This window comes from Mesorhizobium sp. M0522, assembly GCF_040321085.1.
GTDB lineage: Bacteria > Pseudomonadota > Alphaproteobacteria > Rhizobiales > Rhizobiaceae > Mesorhizobium.
In genome coordinates, this window is record NZ_JAMYQW010000065.1 from 1 (window position 1) to 19,552 (window position 19,552).

Here is a 19,552-nt window from a genome sequence, read left to right on the forward strand (position 1 = left end):
CTGCGCTGAGCGCGGCGCATGTTTCGTTCGCGCCGGCCACGGCCGCCGACATTGGCCGCAATGCGGCGGATTTCGTATTCCTGCGTAAAAGTCTTCTGGCGGTCCCACTTGCTTTAGACATTTCGCGGAAGGCCGGACGGCTGATCCGGCAGAACATCGCCCTCGCGATCGTTTACAATGGCATCGCCGTGCCGGTCGCCATCCTGGGGCACGTTACGCCACTCATTGCGGCGGTCGCGATGTCCGCCTCGTCCCTCCTGGTCATCGGCAATGCGCTACGCTTGCAAGGTTTCGTGTCAAATGCATCGGTGCAAGATGCCCGACAATGACAGGCACTCCGACATTGGCGCACTGGCACAATCCTCATGACGACGCTCGCCTACCTCATACCTGTGGCCCTGTTCCTCGGAGCGCTTGGGCTGGCCGGGTTTCTGTGGGCCTTGAGGAGCGGCCAATATGAAGATCTCGATGGCGCCGCCGAGCGGATCCTGATCGACCGCGACGAGCCACGCAGCTGAGCCAGCCTGCCCTGCAACGACTCGCTCGAATATTTTCCCCGGTTGCTTCGCCTCATGCCGATTTCGGCGCGCGACGGGTGCGAACGCATCAGCCAGAATACGTTGCCGAACTTTCGGCCAGGAAAGTGCTGCGTTTGTGCCGCTTCGCGCATTGCTATTTTTCCATACGTTTCCATATAATTCAATAAGTTAGCGGGCAGAAGACTGGTCGAGGCAAAACGTATCGAAGCCGTCTCAAAGGCCGCTGGCGACCCTGTAACCGTCCGCAGTGTCACCGAGGCTTACATACTAGAACGCGAGAAGGTTGAGCGCGCTCGCGGCGCTCGCCTTGATGCCGGCAATCGTATGCGAAAGCACATTCTGTCCGACGCCGCTATTGCTCACAAAGAATTGCATTGCTTGACGGAAGCCGACCTGCAGGATTGGCGCGGCCGTTTGCCTGCCAATTTCGCCCGAGCAACCGTGCTCCGCGTTAACAACGACTTCAAAGCTGCCCTGAATGCGGGCGTCAGCAAGCACGCACGGCGGCTTCAATCCTTGAATGCCTCTCACGTCGGCGTCGTCGTCAAGAACGGCTTGGCTGCGACGGATGCGGTTTCCCCCGTTGCCCGAGATAAGATCATACGCACGGCGGACCCGCACGCCTCCGGTAGGCTCTGGCTGTCCGGCACAATTCATCTATCGGGCGACGAGCCGCGCATAGAGAGTGTCGCGAGCACGCGCCTGCACTGACTCCTTAGCATTCGGGGATTCTAGACCTCCGTTTGTATATCGCAAACTAAAAATCAGTATCGTTTGCATATCGCAAACAACATGGGAAGATATCTCCCGCCATCACCTGATAAAACGTGGCAAGCTCGTTTTGTACTTGATTTGCGAATGGATTTGTCGAAATGTGAGTGAGCCGGCGAGTGATAGAAACACTCGCCGGCTCTAACCACAACCAAAGAGGACGCTTCGATATGGCCGTCACCCGAAATATAGAATTGCCCGAATTCAGCAAGTTGATCTTGGCCGCAGCCAGGCTCGCTAAAGTCGGTCAAGACCAAGATCTTGGCGAACCAATCGACGTCAGGACCGGCGGAACCTATCGCACCCGAGGCGGCCTCTGTGTCGGGCCGCTCCGCCCTTTTCGAGACGAGGAGGACGGCGCCCACACCGATGCCGCCGGGCGTTCCGCATGGTTCTTCGCCCCAGGTATCGGCGCCTATGACCGATACGGCTGCATCCTGTCCGGCGAGATCCCGAAAAGCCAGTTGGACTGCGTCGCCCCGTGGCCTCGCCAACCTCTTGATATTGATCTAGAATTCTCAAACAAGAAAATGCAGACATGATCGCTTTCGAAACCGGCAAGACCTTGACCGCCGAAACGTAACAATCTCAATCTGCGAGCTTTTTTCCTTTCAAGAGCGACATTAGCTCTTGCTTCGTCAATCCGTTGATTGACATATAAAGAGTGTGACTCTTCTTCTCAACCAGCGTGTCCCTACAGCCCTTGCTGCAGGTTTTTGCGGTGGCATCCCAAGACGCATAGCAGCGCTTGGGGCATGTTATGCTGCAAGAGTCTTTCCCCGTATCGCACGTATCAGCATACGCCGCCGTAGGTAACAAACCCGTTGCGGCGACAAGTAGGATCTTGCCGTAAGCTTTCATTGCAGACCCCTTTTCATCTCGGAAACAAGCCATAATACAAGCCGCAACTAAATTAGTAAATAGAAAAGCACTACCAAAGTAACAGGTCACGCAATTCCGGGTGTCTCGCCGACTTTTCAGTAGCGTAAACCTGTGTAGACCGGCGTTAGCCGGCGCAGTGCCGTAGGCGCGGACTATCCCGTTGGCCTTGCCTTGGCAGGGGTAACACGGGCGCTCACACTTGCTATCGCAGATCATAAGTGCGACCTCGGCGGCCGTTGGCTTCGCCGAGGCAGTCAACAGCTTCAATCCGACGAATAGTGCGGTATCCGGGGAGAGCGTGACCCGCTTCCCCGCGTTGGCGCGCACCATGATAAGCGCGGGCTAGTTCGGCCTCCTCAGCCCATCGCCTCGGCATTCTTCACCGTATGAATTTATTCCTGCGCTAGAACGGAATAGGAACATCGGTCAAGGCCGAATTACCACTGGGTGACGTCTATGCCGCCGTCCGGCTGGAACGTGACACGGTAGGAGAAGTCGGCGAAGACTTTGTCGGTTCCATCGTCGGACCGCAATGCACCTTGACGACATCGCCTCCGGCATCAGGCCGTTTCTTCTATGCGCTCGGCGAGCGGGTTGTCGTAGCTGGCGTTGGTGACGGTGACGCGTTCGAACTCGAAAGCCGCCGCCGAGCATGCCGAAAGGGCGAGCGCCACGACGGCAAGTGCAGACATAAGAAATGTGCATTTCGACCACGAACCTTGAACACCAAGTCATATGATCCCGCTGGTGTCATCACCTTGGCCGGCGACGAATTCACGCCATCGGTAAATTGCAGGGTCCGGTGGCGGGCGCCGGCATGGGGAGCCACACAACACATCGCCAGGCTCTTCAATGTCACTGACGGTGTTGTGGTCGCCTCCGGCTCTAGCGCGGTGGCTGACACCAGCCCTCACCAACAAACCGACTCGTTCGGATGGGGAACCGCTCTCGCCGGCAAGGCGCACCGCGTCGAGCATTGGTGTTCGGGAACCAACAACACGGCCGGGTTTGGACTAGCCGCCGCCTCCGGCGAGTCCGAACTCTTTACCAGCGTCGAGGTTTGGAGGACGGCGTGAGGGTAAGAGGAGCCTATACTACCCGGAAATTCAAACCGTCTTCGCTGCGTGGCGCGCCAGCACCGTTGTTACCAACCGGACACCATAGGTTGCCGCCGAGTGGCGAACAACCAAGAACTGTAGCAGCAGAACGGCGCAATAGATAAACGACACCCTCAGGGACTGCACCATGAAAACCGCTGCGGTCCCAAAGCCGAAAAGAAACAGGAACGAAAAAGCGGCGTAGTCGCGAGTAAACAGAAATTCCCTGTGAGCATGGAGGATTGCGGTCTCTGACTCGACGTCTTTGTAAAACCGATACCACAGGCGATTTTCGTCACCCGGTGTTCGGGGGAAAGTATCTCCCAAAGAGTCTTTCAGTCGAGACATATCGATGCGAGGATCTGTCGGCCCGTGGCTGCTAAAGGCTCGATGTCCAGGCAATGCAAAGTGCCATCGAAGAAACACCAAGCGGGCTTTCGCAGCGGCGTTCAGAAGGCCGTTTGCGACTGATGTAACAATGAGAGCTAGCCCGACCGGAAGAAGGTTTGCGGCCCCCACCAGCAGGCCCTTGATGCCGGAAACCGCAAGAGCGTCAGACTGTGCCACCCCATAAAACAAAGCAAAATTCGCGGCAATCGTAAGCCAAAGCTGCCAGCGGGTCTGATCTTTCAACGAGCGCGGCGGTCCACCTGTGCTCACGTATATTCCTCGACCTGTGTGTAGAAGGGCAGGCCTTCCGCCACGCTATATCCAGGACGTGCCGGGAAGCCTCCCCAATGAACTTTGCTGCCTCCCTGTGTCGCAATGATGAGGCCGCCACGGCGCTTAAATGCGTTGAGAACCATGCGACGTGGATGTTTGGCGTCATCCTTGGGTGCTGAAACGTACGCCGAGAAGCGATACGCTGCGCCTTCCGGCTGCTTCTCCCCCAATAGTTTGGTCAGAACAGTCGGCCCCACATTGCGGCGACTTCCGTGATGCGGGATTTGCACAAAGGTGAACTGCTGAAGGGGCAGGCCCACGCTTTCTGCGTAACTAGCTGTCCACCAAAGACCGCTCACACCCGTGTCACCGGTTAGCAAAACGCGGGCGTTGTTTTCGAAGGCGCCATAAAGCACGACGCTAGACTCGTTGCTTGCGCTGGTGATGCCTCCATCCTTCAATCGCTCGTTATCCCACGTTTCCTCGGTCCAGCCCTGCAATGCTGCTTTCGCAGCTTCAAAAATCTTGTGGGTCAATGATTCCTTCCCAATCCAAATATGGGCCGCTTCGATAGCGCCCTGATCCGGGTCGGGTGTTTTTTCGAATTGTGGGAGCAGGTAGTTGTAAGTAGCCCTCTTTGGTGAGCACACCCGGAATGGACCAATGTCGGCACCTTGAAACGGAAAGAAAATATTGCAGCCAGCTTCGACAGCTAGATCGTAGATTTCACTGATCGTCCCGTATTCGGCTTTGACAGCCGCCTTCAGGCCTTCCGGAGTCCATCGCTTATCTGAAAACAGGTGACGGGATTCCTCGGCGAGCAGCCATGGAATATGCATCCAGAGATTTCGCACAGGAATTTCGCTCAAGACGGTGCGCAGCCCCGACGCGTGGTCCGCATCGGAGTGCGTCAGCACTACATGCTCAAGCACAGGAAATGGCCCAAACTGCTTCTTGAGGTGCGCGACGATGTTGTCTCCGGTTTCGGCATGGCCACCGTCGACCAAGATCAAATGATATCGGCAGCGTCGCCATAACGCACTACAATGGCGTCACCGGCTTTGGAGCCGGAGCCAACCGGCAGAAACTCAACCTCACAATGCATCTGGCCCCCCAAGCACTCATATAGGAGCCAATTTCAACGTTCGGCTATCTGATTCCATCAATCTCCACCCAAATCCACCGTTTTCCACATAACAAATTTTAGATGAATCTTAGACGAGTTTGCGGAAAATGCAGCTAAGTGATTGATTTTGCTGGTGCGCCAAAGGGGAATCGAACCCCTGTTACCGCCGTGAAAGGGCCGCACCGAAGGGGAAGCCCGCCATTCCATGATGACCTGACCAGACCATGGCGTGGCGATCGACCAGTCGACCGTGAACCAGCGGTTGCCGCGTTTATCGAGCCTGGTTGATCCAGATCAGGGTTATCTCTTCGTCGGCATGGTTTCATTGACCATTTTTCAACGGAGAACGGATGTCTAACGGACGGTTAGGTCGCGTGGAGACGCTTGGGGACATGAGCCGCAAACCGTGGATCGATTGCGATGCGCTCCAGTGCTCTTCGTCGCAGATAGCCGACGCTATGGCGGCACGCTGATGGCCGGCTCTGTCGATAGATTCGACGTTATTGTCGTCGGAGCCGGGCCGGTCGGACTTTCCTTCGCCGCATCGCTTGCCCAGAGCCGACTCAAGGTGGCAGTGGTTGAACGGCAGTCGCTCGAAAGCCTGGCGAATCCGGCTTTCGACGGTCGCGAGATCGCGCTGACCCACGCATCGGTTGGAATCCTTCGCGAGCTCGGCGCCTGGGATGCCATCCCCGCTTCGGACAAATCACCGCTACAAGGCGCGCGCGTGCTCAACGGATCGAGCCCTTTCGCCCTGTGCTTCGATTCTCCCAGCGGATCTGCGGAACCACTCGGAATTCTGGTCCCAAATTGTCGGATCCGCGCCGCCCTGTTCAAGATTGTCCGCTTCCAGGGTCATGCGCAGCTGCTGTGCGGCCGCTCGGTCGTCAATGCAACAACCAGCCACAAAGAAGCAGTCATAAGGCTCTGTGATGGCAGGCAATTGGCCGCTCGGCTGCTCGTTGCAGCGGATTCGCGTTTGTCCGCGACGCGCGACCTCCTCGGCATTGGCGCCGCGATCAATCGGCTTGGCAACTCCATGCTGATTTGCCGGGTGAGGCACGAGCGCGCCCATCACCAGATCGCGGTCGAATGGTTCGATCACCATCAGACGATAGCGATGTTGCCGCTCATGGAAGGCGTGTCGTCGCTGCTTCTCACTTTGCGCTCAAGCGAGGCCGACAGACTGCTTGCTCTCGACGACGATTTGTTCCTCATGGAATTGACGAGCCGGTGTCGAGGACGCCTCGGAGAGATGACCTTGGCAAGCACCCGCCATGCCTATCCGCTGGTCACGACCTGGGCGCACAAGTTCTGGGCTCCGAGTGCGGCACTGATCGGCGATGCTGCCCTCGGCATGCACCCGGTGACCGCGCATGGCTTCAACATCGGCCTCAGTGGCCAGAAGCAACTCGCCGATGGAATCCTGGCGGCATATCGCGAGCGCCGCGACATTGCTGATCCCGACATGCTCGGCAGATACGAAAGCCGGCTGCGTCTGTCGGCGGCACCGCTCTATCATGCTACGAATGTACTTGTCGGTCTCTACTCAGGCGAGCACCCGGCGGCACGGCTTGCAAGACATGCGGGGCTTCGCTTTGCCCAATATCTTCCCTTTATCCGCCATGGCATTTCGGCCATGCTCAGGCGGTGAATCGCAGGCAGCGCTGCCGCTCTGGAACGCTATCTCGGCCCGGCTTCCTTTTGTCTCGCCGGGCGCGTTGATGCCGTTGGCAGGGCTGCTTCCATGGTGACGTTGCCGATCCTGGGATGATTCGGATCAAGGCACGCGTGCGGGCAAGAGCTCGATGGTCAGACGGCAAGGCCAAGAGCAGACGTGCGCCCCGAAGACATGGTGAGCGCACTGGTTACCCCCCGCTGGATAGTTAACCCGTCCTTCAGTGGGCCTGCGTAAGCTTGTCCTCGCGAACAACGATGGGAGCAAGCTGGTCCGTCCATGGCCCCGAAGAAAGTAGACACGCTGGAGGCCAAAATCCGTCAGGATCAGCTTGCTGACCTGAGGACCGGCCTCTTCGTGTCGATGCCGATAAGCGGTATCCTGTCAGGCCTGATTTGGGCGGTGCACGCCCTTTCTGGCAGCGGCTTTGCCGCTGCAATCTGGTTCCTGGTCGTCAATGCGATAAATGCCGCCCGCCTTGCACTCGCGCGTTATCAGCTAAAGGAAACGGGGCGCCATGACGGTTTAGTGGGGGTTTTGCCGCGGCTTCGCTGGTTTGGCATCCTTGCCCTTCTGGCAGGGTTTGCCTGGTCCTTCCTGGCCGTCCTGACTGTTGGATACACGACACCTCAAGCACCGCTGCATCTGGTCATTCTGGCGGGCATTTCCGCTGGTGCGGTTACATACGGCAGTTCGTATGCCGCGGCGGCGACCAACTTCATCACACCTCCGCTCCTCATCACGGTGGGATGCCTTTTGGCGAAAGGCAATTTTGAAGACTACATTCTGGCTTTTACCGTTCTGCTTTTCATGGGCGGCTTGGTTCGAGCTTCGTGTGTTGGGCAAGCACGGTTCCGCGAAGCGAGCCGCCTGAGGCATGAGGCCGAGCGGCTTGCGGCGGAGATGAAGGCCAGTTCCAGGCAGGACCACCTGACGGCCCTTCTCAACAGGCGTGGCCTCGAAGACGCAATCGGACGTTTCGAGACCGCGGATGGCCCCTTCGTGGCAATGCTGGTTGATCTGGACGGGTTCAAATCCGTCAACGATACCTACGGTCACAGGACCGGTGATGAACTGCTTGTCAGGATCGCCCGCCGCATAGAGGAGGAAGCACCGGAAGGCTCAACGCTCGCTCGTATCGGCGGCGATGAATTCGTGCTGTTTTTTCCCTCAACGAGGGTTTCGCTTTCTGCCAGTGATCTCGCCTCCAATATCATAGCCAAAATTGCCCGACCCTATATCGAGGTCGCGTCCGTCCGTGTCGGGGCATCGATAGGAATATACTTGGCGCAGACGCCGGGCCTGACGGAAATGTTGTTGCGGGCGGATATCGCCCTTTATACGGCCAAGCGTCGTGGCAGGAACGAATTTTGCCTGTTCGATGCCGAACTCGACAGGGAACTGCAACGCCGCCAGTCCGTCGAACGGGACCTTCATTCGGCGATAAAGACGAGAAGCTTGCAACCTTGGTTCCAGCCGATCGTGAAACTCGACACCGAGGCCGTGGTCGGTTTTGAAGCCTTGCTGAGGTGGTCCCATCCGACTCATGGCGCCATCTCTCCACCCGAAATCATCACAGCTGCACGCGAAACCGGAATGCTTCAGCTGCTGACGCAAACCGTATTCGCCGACTGTTGTGCTTTTATCGACGGCTTGGTGAAAGCTGACTGTCGTGATCTCCGTGTGGCGATGAATATTTCGCCGCGCGAACTGGAAGCCGGCGATATCGACGACATGGTTCTGGATGGTCTGGCGGCAAGAGGTCTCCCTGCAACGATGTTCGAGATCGAGATTACCGAAGAATCCCCGGTTGACCCGGACAGAGTGGATGAAAAGCTCGGACGGCTTTCACATGCCGGCATTTCCATCGCGCTCGATGACTTCGGCACCGGCTTTTCCACGTTGGCATCGCTCAAGGACAGTCGGATACGCAAGGTGAAAATAGACCAGGGTTTCATTCGCGGCTTGGCCAAGTCCCGAGAGGACCGACTGCTTGTCAAATCGGTCATCGATCTCGGTAACATGCTCGGGATCGAGGTCATGGCCGAGGGCGTCGAAACAGAGGCGGATCGGCAAACCCTGCACAAGCTTGGCTGCAGGACCGCTCAGGGCTTCCTCTTCTCCAAGGCGGTGCCTCTGAGCCAAGCACTAGAAATGGCAGTCAAACAGCACGCGAACCAGTTGTGACCGCTCCCGCCGCGCCGTCTCTCGCGGCCGTGCGCTCATGAATGGCGGGTATCTGAACTTCCTTGTTTGAAGAGCATGACAATCCGTGCTGTGCCTCAGCCGGCGAACAGTTCCTTGTAGCCAGTCGTCACCATCCAGTTCGCACGGTCGATATGGCTGCGAAGAGCCTTGCGGGCGCGGACCGGTTCAAGGGCCGGGTCGATGCCGAGAATGAGATCGGCCATCTCCTCTTCGCTGGCATTGTCGGCGCAGGCATCCAGGATCCGCAGGTAGATCGTGAAATGCTCCCTGTCGTAGGCCGTCAGGCTCTCCGACCAGGGGACTTCATCCCTCAACGTTGAGCTTCGACTCTCATCTGTTCCCATTGGTCGATTCATGCCTGCGAACCTCGCCTGTTGAGCGCCCGCAGCATATCCCAAAATGGGATAATCCGAAACCGGGATTAGTCGCTGATCCGGTCTTTACCCGACCGGTTCGCCTACATGCCCAAGTCTCTTCGATCGCCCCGCCACCAGCGGTTTCTGGCCCAGTTGGTTTCCCTGCGCAAGGCCAAAGGCCTGACTCAGGCGCAGGTGGCCGAGAAACTTGATCGTCCCCAATCCTTCGTGGCCAAGTACGAGGGTGGAGAGCGGCGTCTCGACGTCATCGAGTTTCTCGACTTAACTGCGGCGCTTGACGCTGATCCGTGCGAGATTCTGTCCAGCCTGCGGTCCTAGCGGGCGCCCGCGCACCAACTGCTCGCGCCGGTGCCGTGAACCGAGCGCGCTTTTCTTCGGCAAGCTGCCATTCCGCTGCGGGTGGGTCTTTACCCGGCCATGCTGATATAGGATGATAATCCTAGGTGGGGCGATTCCTCAATGGAGATCGCAATGGCTAGGACCAAACTTTCCAAGCAGCTTTCACAGGCTGAAATCGAGCGCTTTCTGGCGGAGGCGGAACGGCTGCACAAGAGCATCGTCCAGCCGCTTCTATCCCCTACCAGCAACCATTACCTGGCTCTCCAACGCACCCATGAAGCGCTGTTAAAGACGGTGAAGGATATCACGGGCAAGGATGCGCCGTTCATTCAATGGTTCGGAACAGGACCGGTGAATTAGACCCGACTTGTAGACTCCAGGCTGCAAACGTCGCATTCTCTCTTCGGAGGGAAGGGGCGTGGGCAACCGTCGCTATCAAGACAACTCCTGGCTGGCTTTCTTGCCTTCGAATCGACCCTGCCGCTGTCGGCTGCAACATCAAAGCCAATATCAGCTACAACACGGGCGAGCGAATCTATCATGTTCCCGGACAGGAATATTACTGGGACACGCGCCTCAACCTGTTGAAAGGCGAGCGCTGGTTTTGTTCGGAGGAAGCCACGCAAGGCGGCATGGCGGAAGTCTCGAGTCTGAGCCGTCCGTTGTAAATGCTTACGAAATGCTGCATCGCACATGTTTTCGGTGCAGCATTCATTTGAAGTATTTATCGCGATCCGTTCGAAAAATCTGTCCAGCCTGCCGTCCTGGCGGGCGCCCGCGCGCCTGACGACGCGCACCAGGTGCTCGTGAACCGAGCCCGCTTTTCTTCGGCAAGCTCAGGCGGTCTCGGCCATTCGGCTTCGCCCCTTGGCGTGGGCAGCCCTTCGGGCTGTGACGGCCGCCGCCCTTGCGGGCGGCGCGGTTTGTCTGTTGGCCTTTCCCGGTGGCGCGGGGTGGGCGGCACTCCCTTCTAGGCCCGCCGCGGCAGCCCGCAACCCTTCGCGTGCCGCTCAGGGTCCTCCTCTTCGTTCCGGTCCTTCGGATGCGGTCCGCCTCCCACGGCGGGCCTTTCCGGTCGCGACTCGCCGCCCACCCCGCTTCCGGGGAAAGGCGCGGCGATTGGCGAGCGGAGGATGAGACGATGCATGCAAACAGCAAGCGTTCCGCCAGCGGAGAGGCTGGCGCAGGCAAGGGCGGGCGCCCCAGCGCCAGCCTTTATCAGGAGATCACGGACCGCATCATTGCCGAGCTGGAGCGCGGCACCGTGCCATGGGTCAAGCCATGGGGCAGCGCAAAGGCAGGCCTTGGCCTGCCGAGGAATGCATCCTCTGGGCGCACCTATTCCGGCATCAATATCCTCATCCTGTGGGGCGCGGTCATCGAGCGCAGCTATCCCAGCCAGAACTGGCTCACCTTCCGGCAGGCGCTCGTCCTTGGCGGCAACGTCAGGAAGGGCGAGCGCGGCACGACCATCGTGCATGCCGACCGCTTTGTCCCCAAGGACGAGAAGGAGCGCGCACGCCACGAGGGCGATGAACCACAGGCCGTGCCTTTTTTGAAGCGCTTCACCGTCTTCAATGTCGCGCAGTGCGATAATCTTCCGGAAGACCTCTATGCCGCCGCCGAGCCGCTGCCTCAGTGCGAGATCGTGCCGCAGGCCGAGACGCTCATTCGCGCCAGCGGTGCGAATTTCAGGGTCGGCGGCGATCGCGCTTTCTACATGCCGGGCAGCGACCACATTCAGGTGCCGCCGCAGCCGGCGTTCCATCACCAAATCGACTATTACCGGACCTGCTTTCACGAGCTTGGCCACTGGACCGGCCACCCGACGCGGCTTGCTCGCGACCTCTCCGGCTCGTTCGGCTCCAAGGCTTACGCGCGTGAAGAATTGGTCGCCGAAATCACTGCCGCTCGTCTGCAGCAATCTCGGTATCGAGCCGACCGTGCGTCATGCCGATTACATCGGCTCATGGCTGAAGGTGCTGCGCGAGGACAATCGCGCCATCTTCCGTGCCGCCAGTCTTGCTTCCAAGGCCGCCGATTTCCTGTTTGGCCTTCAGGCCGATGCCGAAGGCGAGGCGCAGGAAGGGATTGCGGCATGACGATGCGCGATCCTCAACTGACCGCGAGCGAGCCGACGCCGCAAGGCGAGCAGATGCTCATTCCCGGTGTCCGGCCGATCACCACGCGCGATCGGCTCACCCTCCTGATGGACGCGCCGATGTGTCCGCGCGCGGCGCAAAAGCCGCTCGATATCGGCCTCTTCGATGAAGCCAGCAGAAATCAACTCGACCTGTTCTGACAAGGAGTCTTTCCATGATCCTGATCACCGATCCACTGCGCGCACGACTGCTCGCCAATGGCGCCGCCGACGCCGACGTCGACCATTTTCCCGTTGTGAAACTGTTTAATCCGACAGGTGCCGCCACGTGGCTTTTGACCGAACTCGACGCCGATGGCGACACGCTGTTCGGCCTTTGCGATCTCGGCTTCGGCTTCCCCGAACTCGGCAGCGTCAGTCTGGCCGAGCTTGCATCCGTAAAAGGTCCGCTTGGCCTCGGCATAGAGCGCGACCTGCATTTCCAGGCGCGCTTTACGCTCTCCGTCTATGCCGAAGCCGCCCGCATTTGCGGCCACATCACCGAGGCCGAGCGACTTCTGCGGCAGGCAGCAGACGCCCTTTCAAAGCCCCATTCCGAGCTTCCGCCCGACACGGCGGAATAGCAGCGCCGATAGGCGCAAAAACCGTCCCGCCGCGCCGGCCGTCGGCCTCTGCGGCGGGGACAACCTTAACCAAAGCGAAGGAGAGTAACCATGCAGCTTGCCCACATCCCCTTGGATCAGCTCAACATTTCCGCGCTCAACATGCGCCGTGGAAAACGCGCGCCCGACATATCCGACATCCTGCCATCCGTGCGTGCGCGCGGCGTGCTGGTGCCTCTCCTTGTGCGGCCCAATGGCCAGCCGGAAACCTTCGAGATCGTCGCCGGCAGGCGGCGCTATTTCGCCGCCAAATCGCTTGCCGACGAGCGCGGCGAAGGCGATCCCTTGCCCTGCGCCATCATGGAGGACGGTGACGACGCCGATGCGCTGGAAGCCTCGCTGATCGAAAACCTCGCCCGCCTCGATCCTGACGAAGTATCGCAATGGGAGACGTTTTCGCGGCTCGTCAGGCAAGGCCGCACCGTTCCGGACATCGCTGCGACCTTCGGCATCACTGACCTGAAGGTCAAACGCATTCTGGCGCTTGGCTACCTCTTGCCCAAAATCCGCGAAGCCTATCGGCGCGAGGAGATCGACGCCGAGACGGTGCGCCATCTCACCATGGCGTCCAAGGCGCAGCAGAAGGACTGGCTGGCACTCTGTGCCGATCCCGATCAATACGCGCCGCGTGGCTTTCAATTGAAGCAATGGCTGTTCGGCGGCCAGTCGATTTCCACCAAGGTGGCGCTGTTTGCCATCGACGAATATCCCGGCCTGATCACCTCGGACCTGTTCGGCGAGGACAGCTATTTCGCCGATGCCGACCTGTTCTGGCAAAAGCAGAACGAAGCGATTGCCGCCAGACGCGACACCTATCTTAACGACGGCTGGAGCGAGGTGGTGCTGCTGGAGCCGGGCCAATATTTCCACGCATCGGACCACGAGAAGACCCCGAAGAAGAAGGGCGGCAAGGTCGTCATCACTGTCTCGCATCGCGGCGAGGTTGAGTGTCACGAGGGCTGGCTGTCACGCAAGGAAGCGCGCCGCGCCCGCGAGGGCGGCGACCAAGAAGAAACAGCCGCCAAGCCGCCGCGCCCCGAACTCACCGGCCCGATGCAGAACTATGTCGATCTGCATCGCCATGCTGGCGTGCGCGCGGCCATGCTAGACCATCCCGCCGTGGCGCTGCGCCTCGTGGTGGCGCACGCCATCACCGGTTCCGGCCTGTGGCAGGTGCGCCGTGAACCGCAGCGAGGAGCCAACGAGACGGTGACTGCCAGCCTTGCCGGCTGCAAGGCTGAAGCCGCATTCGGCAAAAAGCGGCGCGAAGTGTTGGCCCTGCTCGGATCACCGGATGAGGATGGCGTGGTCGCCGGCGGCAATGGCGACGCCTTTGCTATCGCCGGCGTCTTCGCGCGCCTCTTGGCGCTGTGCGACGACGATGTCATGCGCGTTCTCACCCTTGTCATGGCCGAGAAGCTTGCAGCCGGCAGCGCCGTCATCGAGGCGCTCGGCAACCATCTGAACGTCGATATGGGCACATGGTGGCAACCGGACGATGCCTTCTTCGACCTCTTGCGCGACAAGGAAATCGACAATTCGATGCTGGCCGAGATCGGCGGCAAGCTGGTCGCGGACGGCAATGTCGCCGAGAAGGTCAAGACGCAAACGAAGATCATCCGTGACTTCCTGGCGGGCGAGAATGGCCGCCAGAAGATTGAGACCTGGCTGCCGCGCTGGATGAAATTCCCGGCCGAAAGCTACACCAGCCGCGGCGGCTTCCGCACCGCCGATCAGTGGACACAAGTGCAGCCGCTGTTCGTGCGCGAATAGTCGATCAGGGCCCGAGCGGCGGTTCTCTCGAGTACCGCCGCTCAGGTCGCGCGCGCCGCTCCGGGCCGCGCCGGCTGGCGATTGGTCGTCTTGTCGAGCCAGTGCCGCGCGCGAGAAATCCCGACGCCAACTCGCCCCCATTTCGGCAGCCCTGCACCGCGCCGGGTTGCTTGCCGAGGCGCCCCGCGCATGGGGCCAATTGTCCGATCCGGTTGCCGACAGAGCCCGCGCAGCCGGCGCCCTGCATTGCCGCCTGTTCGTTGTGCCGCCGATCGCGCCACCTGTCTCCATGTGTCTCAGGGACCATTCCCCTGCGGCTGGCTTGACGACCTATGGGCGGATCCGGCCCGCCCGAAACCCTCGCCAGCAGCTTTTTTCCCCGCCGCCTGCGGCGGCTTCCTCGCGCCGCTTCGCTTCAAAAAAGCTGTCCGCTCGGGTCCTCCGCTATCGCTGCGGCCGTCCCGGTTCCGGCGGTCCGGACGCGCCCATCACGGTCCGCCATCGCAGGGGAATGGTCCCCGGCGAGCACCAAAAGGAGACTGAAAATGACCGCGATCGGATACGTCACCAAACAGGAAAACGGCGGCTACAAGGGCCAGCTCAAGACGCTCAGTGTCCGCGCCGACATCGACATCGTGCCCAATCAGGCAAAGAGCGCCGACACCCATCCCGACTTTCGGGTGCTGACGCAAGGGGTCGAAGTAGGGGCCGGCTGGATCCGCACCGGCGAGACCTCCGGCAAGGACTATGTGAGCCTGTCGGTTGCCGCCCCGGAGTTCGGCCCGCGCAAGCTCTACGCCAATCTCGGCCGCGCCGCCGGCCAGGATGACGACGACACATACGCCATCATCTGGAACCCGGTCGACTGAACCGCCAGCCTCGAGCCCCGCGCCGCAACCGGCGCGGGGCTCTTTCGGGAGGGGGCGGCGAAAACTCGCCCCCCACTCTTCGCCCGTCCCCGAAACGATCTCGCTCGCCGATCCTCGCCTTCGCTTGTCCGTAGCGAAACGAGGACCATCATGGACGACGAAAACGAACGCGCGGCCCGCGCCAAGAAGGGCAGTCCGTTTCTCAACACCGCGCAGGCCGCCTTCTATATCGGGCTGTCCCAGCGCACGCTGGAGAAGATGCGGCTCAAAGGCGGCGGCCCGCAATTCCGCAAGCACGGCCGCTATGTCCGCTATCACATCGACGAACTCGACGACTGGTCGAAGGGACGCGCGCAGGAGACCCGGTCCGAGGATGGCGGGCACGATTCCGGCTCGGCCGGTGAGGGAGGCCGCTCATGAGCCGGCGTCCCACTATCCGTCTGATCGGCAGCCATCTGCGGCGCATTCGGGCGCGCAAGACGATTGCCGTGGCCACCATGGGCCTCGGCCTGATCGGCTTCGCCGCTTTCGACAACCCATCGCCTTGGCTGGTCTGGAACGGCTCGGCGAGTGCGCCGGTCGGCCTCTATCGCGTCGCGTCCGGATCGCCGGCTCGTGGCGATCTGGTGCTCGTCCGCCCGCCAAAACCGGTCGCCGATCTCGCCGCCGAACGCTTCTATCTGCCCAGCAATGTGCCGCTGGTCAAGCGCCTTGCCGCAGTGCCTGGCGAGCATGTCTGCGCCTTCGGCGACGCCATCATCATCGGCGGCGAGATTGTCGCGCGCCGGCTGGCAACCGACACGCAGCACCGTCCGCTGCCTTGGTGGAATGCCTGCCGCAAGCTCGCCGCCGACGAGTTTTTCCTGCTCGGCAACGATAGAAACCGCTCCTTCGACAGCCGCTATTTCGGGCCGGTGCCGGCCGAAAATATTGCCGGGAGGCTCGTGCCGCTATGGACCGAGTAACCCTCCTGATGCTGGGCATGGTCGCGATAGCGCCATGCGCCTGTTCCGCCGCGACCGACGCTCAGCCGGCCGCCATCTCCCGTGGTCCGCAGCTGTCAAGATGGCAGCCCTTGGTGGCCGAAGCAAGCCGGCGATTCAGCATTCCACAGGCCTGGATTTATGCCGTCATGGATGCCGAAAGCCGGGGGCAGACAATGGTGGACGGACGGCCGATCACATCGAGCGCCGGCGCCATTGGCCTCATGCAGGTGATGCCCGGCACCTACGAGGAGGTGCGCGCAGAGCTTGGCCTGGGAGCCGATCCGCACGACCCTCGCGACAACATTCTGGCAGGCACTGCCTATCTGCGCGCCATGTATGACCGCTTCGGCTTTCCCGGCCTGTTTGCCGCCTATAACGCTGGGCCGGACCGCTACGAACAGCATTTGCAGCGTGGGCGACCGCTGCCCAGCGAGACGGTTTCGTATCTGGAAGAGCTCAAGGCGGCGGGGATCTCGGCCGCCGACATGGACGCGTTCACCGGCAAATCCCGTTCCGGAAAAGCGCCGGAAATCCCGTCCGGGCAGTCGCTGTTTTTCCTGCGAAACGGTGTTTCCGCGACCGATCCGAATGGCCAAATTGTGGTGCCGCTCGGATCGGAGCGAGCAAGGTCAGGCCGGCCGGATCGCAGGTGAGGGCAGGGGTACCGTGGGTCGGGGCAGGAAGGCAGGGAGGCAGGTCCGCTGAAGGCAAGATAAAGGCATCGCCTCCTGGAGCCGGCGAAGTCTTTGTCTGCACATCGTTTTTCACGGAGGCTGCCTTCAGCGTCAGGAGAGCTGCTGCCGACAAACATGTGATTTTGTTAAAGATTACTAGGAGGCTCAATGCAGGATGAAGAGTTCAAGCCGAGCCTGGGCAAAATCGGATCGCGCGGCTCGAAGGCAGGCAAGCGTTTCGCCGGCCAGATTCGCGCCGCGATCAACCGAGCCGGCGGCGGCAGCGGTCGCCGTGGCCGCTTCATCGGAAGCCGGGCGGGGCGCGGCGGGGCTGCTGCCGCCGTTCTCAGAGCGCGCGATCGCCACGCGGCGTTTCGGCAGCGGCGCGCCGTCGTCAAGGCGCGTATCGTCAAGCTGGCCGGCAAGGGTGTTGACGGGGCACGTGCACACCTTCGCTACCTCCAGCGCGACGGCGTCACCCGGGAAGGCGAGCCTGGCGAGCTCTATAGCGCCGACAGCGACCGCGTCGATGGCAAGGCGTTCATCGATCGTGCCGATGGCGACCGGCATCAGTTCCGCTTCATCGTCGCACCTGAAGACGGCATCGAGTATGACGACCTCAAGCCGCTCACGCGGCGCCTCATGGCGCAGATGGAAGGAGACCTCGGCACCAAGCTCGACTGGGTCGCTGTCGATCATTTCAACACTGGTCATCCGCATACCCATATTATCGTCCGCGGCAAGGACGACCGCGGCGAAAATCTTGTCATCGCGCGAGACTACATCTCGTCTGGAATCCGTGAACAGGCGGCCGAGCTGGTCAGCCTCGACCTTGGCCCGAGAACGGACCGCGAGATCGAGCAACGCCTGCGCCAGGAAATGGAGCGGGAACGCTTCACCAGCATCGATCGGCAGCTGCTCCGCATGCGCGACCATGAGGGGCATGTCTCACCGGCCAGCCGAGACACGTTTCGCCAGACGCTGCACCAGGGCCGCCTGCGCAAGCTCGAGCGGATGGGTCTGGCTGAGGAAGTCGGCTCGGGCCGCTGGCGCCTTGATGGCGAGCTTGAAGCGACGCTGCGCCGCATCGGCGAGCGGGGCGACATCATCAAGACCATGCACCGCGAACTGACCGGCAAGGGGCTCGCCCGCAGTGCCGCCGACTATGTTGTCCATGATCGATCTGCAGAGCAGATGCAGCCTGTCGTTGGCCGCATCGTTGCGCGCGGCCTGGCCGACGAAATCACTGACCGCCATTACCTCGTCGTCGACGGCGTGGACGGCAAAAGCCACTATGTTGATATCGGCAAAGGCGAGGCCACCCAACCGACGCCAGAGGGCTGCATAGTGCGGGTCACGCCGAGGGACACCGGGCCAAGGCAAGTCGACCGCACAATTGCCGAGATCGCCACGGCCAATGACGCGCGCTACAGCATCGATATCCATCTCAAGCATGACCCGTCGGCCACCGAACGCTTTGCCGAAACGCACGTGCGGCGACTGGAGGCGATCCGCCGGGCGACCGGTCGTGTCGAGCGCGAGCCGGACGGCACCTGGATCGTCGCACCGGATCATCTCGACCGTGTGTCTGACTACGAGCGTAAGCGAGCGAGGGCCGAGCCTGTCACGGTTCACAAGCTCTCATCGATGCCGCTGGAGAGACAAGTCAGGTTCGACGGCGCCACCTGGCTCGATCGAGAGCTGGTTTCCGACACACCGGAGGCCTTGCACAGCTCTGGTTTCGGCCGCGATGTCCGAGAGGCGCAAGGCCGCCGACGGCAGTGGCTGATTGCGCAAGGTCTTGCTCGGGAAGAGCAGGACCGGATCGTCTATCGCGCCAACATGCTTTCGATGCTGCGTCAACGTGAGCTGAACCGTGTTGCCGGTCAACTGTCTGACGAACTCGGACTCTCGTATTCCGAAGCGCAGCCTGGTGATCGAATAGAGGGTCGATTGCGCCGCTCGATCGACCTTGCCAGCGGCAAGTACGTCATAGTCGAGAAGGCGCGCGAGTTCACGCTGGTACCATGGAGGCCAGTGCTTGATCGGTCTATTGGCAAGGAGGTGTCTGGTGTCATGGGTGGGGAGGGGATTTCATGGACCATCGGCCGGCAGAGAAGCGGACCAAGCATTTCGTGACATGACTACACAACTTCTTTTGCCCGCCTTGAAACAGGTACTCAGTCCGGACGGAGTTCGCCTGCTAATTGCCCGCGGCATTGATCTCGCGAGGGATAAATGGCTGGTCGTGCAAGACTTATCGTTCGCTCTACAAAAAGCGCCGCGATGATTCATCGTGTTCCATGATTCTGAGCCAAAACCCTCCTGCGCCACCACGGCACTCTTCCCGGTGCCACGGAAGCCGCGCCGACGACGGCGGTGCCGGCCTGGTTGCGCAGGGCTGCCGCCGACCCAAACAGTTGCGGCGCATTGAGGACATTGCAATCACTGCAGGTGCGGCCATCGGCGCGCTCGATGCGATGGTCCGCCAGCTAGAGAGGTGGGCTGGCGCCTGGTGACAGCGCCTAGGGCTTTCGGCGGCCGCGGTACGGCGAGCAGGCTCGCGGCGTCGAGGATGAAGCCGCACTTCGCGATGTTCTTCTGCTCACACGACCGGGAGACGAGTCGGCCCCACGGGCCGGATGCTTGTTGGCCGCTCACAGCGCTGAAGGCGCGGGTTGGGCGGGTGCTTCCTCGTCGTGAGTTGCGGGAAACGGGCGCAGATTTCCTTGACGGCCTTCTTTCCGGCATTGAGCGCAAGACAGGCTGGCTGATGGCTGAGCAATCCGGAGCGGAGCGGCCCTATC

General features: G+C 60.9%; 20 protein-coding genes and 3 pseudogenes. 18 read left to right on the forward strand and 5 right to left on the reverse strand.

Annotated features, from left to right (window positions below; translation table 11 throughout):
* Together NKI58_RS33965 and ccoS are read left to right on the forward strand one after the other, a co-directional pair.
* Positions 1–329, forward strand: a pseudogene (locus tag NKI58_RS33965) (nitrogen fixation protein FixI); the annotation flags it as partial.
* A 36-nt stretch (positions 330–365) separates the two neighbouring features.
* The gene (gene ccoS / locus NKI58_RS33970) at positions 366–518 is read left to right on the forward strand and encodes a cbb3-type cytochrome oxidase assembly protein CcoS (protein ID WP_023679633.1); all 153 of its coding nucleotides are present in this window, start codon (positions 366–368) and stop codon (positions 516–518) included.
* A 288-nt stretch (positions 519–806) separates the two neighbouring features.
* Here ccoS and NKI58_RS33975 read toward each other — a convergent pair whose 3' ends face one another.
* Positions 807–1,160, reverse strand: a complete 354-nt coding sequence (locus NKI58_RS33975; protein WP_156937443.1) for a hypothetical protein — start codon at positions 1,158–1,160, stop codon at positions 807–809.
* A 269-nt stretch (positions 1,161–1,429) separates the two neighbouring features.
* On the opposite strand from NKI58_RS33975, the gene NKI58_RS33980 reads away from it, so the two are divergent.
* On the forward strand, positions 1,430–1,852 hold the full coding sequence (locus tag NKI58_RS33980) for a hypothetical protein (RefSeq protein ID WP_352854423.1): 423 nt from the start codon (positions 1,430–1,432) through the stop codon (positions 1,850–1,852).
* Between the two features lie 900 nt (positions 1,853–2,752).
* Here NKI58_RS33980 and NKI58_RS33985 read toward each other — a convergent pair.
* From NKI58_RS33985 to NKI58_RS33995, 3 genes are all read right to left on the reverse strand, one after another.
* Positions 2,753–2,884: a hypothetical protein gene (locus NKI58_RS33985; protein ID WP_023679638.1), complete on the reverse strand. Its 132-nt coding sequence runs from the start codon at positions 2,882–2,884 to the stop codon at positions 2,753–2,755.
* Positions 2,885–3,298: 414 nt separating this feature from the next.
* On the reverse strand, positions 3,299–3,949 hold the full coding sequence (locus NKI58_RS33990) for a hypothetical protein (protein ID WP_156937445.1): 651 nt from the start codon (positions 3,947–3,949) through the stop codon (positions 3,299–3,301).
* On the reverse strand, positions 3,946–4,965 hold the full coding sequence (locus NKI58_RS33995; RefSeq protein WP_352854425.1) for an MBL fold metallo-hydrolase: 1,020 nt from the start codon (positions 4,963–4,965) through the stop codon (positions 3,946–3,948). The genes NKI58_RS33990 and NKI58_RS33995 overlap by 4 nt, the downstream gene beginning before the upstream one ends.
* A gap of 585 nt (positions 4,966–5,550) precedes the next feature.
* Here NKI58_RS33995 and ubiM point away from each other — a divergent pair.
* Together ubiM and NKI58_RS34005 are read left to right on the forward strand one after the other, a co-directional pair.
* Complete coding sequence (ubiM, locus tag NKI58_RS34000) at positions 5,551–6,732, forward strand: 5-demethoxyubiquinol-8 5-hydroxylase UbiM (RefSeq protein ID WP_023679643.1); 1,182 nt, start codon at positions 5,551–5,553, stop codon at positions 6,730–6,732.
* Positions 6,733–7,035: 303 nt separating this feature from the next.
* Positions 7,036–8,943: a putative bifunctional diguanylate cyclase/phosphodiesterase gene (locus tag NKI58_RS34005; RefSeq protein WP_023679644.1), complete on the forward strand. Its 1,908-nt coding sequence runs from the start codon at positions 7,036–7,038 to the stop codon at positions 8,941–8,943.
* Positions 8,944–9,038: 95 nt separating this feature from the next.
* Here NKI58_RS34005 and NKI58_RS34010 read toward each other — a convergent pair whose 3' ends face one another.
* Positions 9,039–9,320, reverse strand: coding sequence for a DNA -binding domain-containing protein (locus NKI58_RS34010; protein ID WP_023679645.1), 282 nt, complete (start codon positions 9,318–9,320; stop codon positions 9,039–9,041).
* Positions 9,321–9,425: 105 nt separating this feature from the next.
* Here NKI58_RS34010 and NKI58_RS34015 point away from each other — a divergent pair, with 105 nt between their 5' ends.
* The 13 genes and pseudogenes from NKI58_RS34015 to NKI58_RS34075 form a co-directional block, all read left to right on the forward strand.
* Positions 9,426–9,659: a helix-turn-helix domain-containing protein gene (locus tag NKI58_RS34015; RefSeq protein ID WP_023679646.1), complete on the forward strand. Its 234-nt coding sequence runs from the start codon at positions 9,426–9,428 to the stop codon at positions 9,657–9,659.
* Between the two features lie 153 nt (positions 9,660–9,812).
* Positions 9,813–10,040: a hypothetical protein gene (locus NKI58_RS34020; RefSeq protein ID WP_023679647.1), complete on the forward strand. Its 228-nt coding sequence runs from the start codon at positions 9,813–9,815 to the stop codon at positions 10,038–10,040.
* A complete protein-coding gene (locus NKI58_RS35695; protein ID WP_502897632.1) occupies positions 10,013–10,348 on the forward strand; it encodes a sunset domain-containing protein in 336 nt (111 codons plus the stop codon). The genes NKI58_RS34020 and NKI58_RS35695 overlap by 28 nt, the downstream gene beginning before the upstream one ends.
* A 473-nt stretch (positions 10,349–10,821) precedes the next feature.
* A pseudogene (locus NKI58_RS34025) lies at positions 10,822–11,782 on the forward strand (ArdC family protein).
* Positions 11,779–11,982 carry a hypothetical protein gene (locus tag NKI58_RS34030; RefSeq protein WP_352549568.1) on the forward strand — a complete coding sequence of 68 codons (204 nt, stop codon included), beginning with the start codon at positions 11,779–11,781 and terminating at the stop codon, positions 11,980–11,982. The pseudogene NKI58_RS34025 and the gene NKI58_RS34030 overlap by 4 nt, the downstream one beginning before the upstream one ends.
* Before the next feature lie 14 nt (positions 11,983–11,996).
* Positions 11,997–12,404, forward strand: a complete 408-nt coding sequence (locus NKI58_RS34035; RefSeq protein ID WP_352854428.1) for a DUF2958 domain-containing protein — start codon at positions 11,997–11,999, stop codon at positions 12,402–12,404.
* Between the two features lie 90 nt (positions 12,405–12,494).
* Positions 12,495–14,216, forward strand: a complete 1,722-nt coding sequence (locus NKI58_RS34040; protein WP_352854429.1) for a ParB/RepB/Spo0J family partition protein — start codon at positions 12,495–12,497, stop codon at positions 14,214–14,216.
* Between the two features lie 545 nt (positions 14,217–14,761).
* A complete protein-coding gene (locus tag NKI58_RS34045) occupies positions 14,762–15,085 on the forward strand; it encodes a DUF736 domain-containing protein (protein ID WP_352828590.1) in 324 nt (107 codons plus the stop codon).
* Between the two features lie 150 nt (positions 15,086–15,235).
* Entirely contained in the window at positions 15,236–15,505 is a 270-nt protein-coding gene (locus tag NKI58_RS34050; RefSeq protein ID WP_352818463.1) for a helix-turn-helix transcriptional regulator, read from the forward strand.
* Positions 15,502–16,050 carry a signal peptidase I gene (gene lepB, locus NKI58_RS34055; protein WP_352828587.1) on the forward strand — a complete coding sequence of 183 codons (549 nt, stop codon included), beginning with the start codon at positions 15,502–15,504 and terminating at the stop codon, positions 16,048–16,050. Before NKI58_RS34050 ends, lepB begins: the two co-directional genes overlap by 4 nt.
* Complete coding sequence (locus tag NKI58_RS34060; RefSeq protein WP_352854431.1) at positions 16,038–16,724, forward strand: lytic transglycosylase domain-containing protein; 687 nt, start codon at positions 16,038–16,040, stop codon at positions 16,722–16,724. The genes lepB and NKI58_RS34060 overlap by 13 nt, the downstream gene beginning before the upstream one ends.
* Positions 16,725–16,913: 189 nt before the next feature.
* Positions 16,914–18,884: a relaxase/mobilization nuclease RlxS gene (gene rlxS / locus NKI58_RS34065; protein ID WP_023679655.1), complete on the forward strand. Its 1,971-nt coding sequence runs from the start codon at positions 16,914–16,916 to the stop codon at positions 18,882–18,884.
* A 436-nt stretch (positions 18,885–19,320) separates the two neighbouring features.
* Positions 19,321–19,552, forward strand: a pseudogene (locus NKI58_RS34075) (hypothetical protein); the annotation flags it as partial.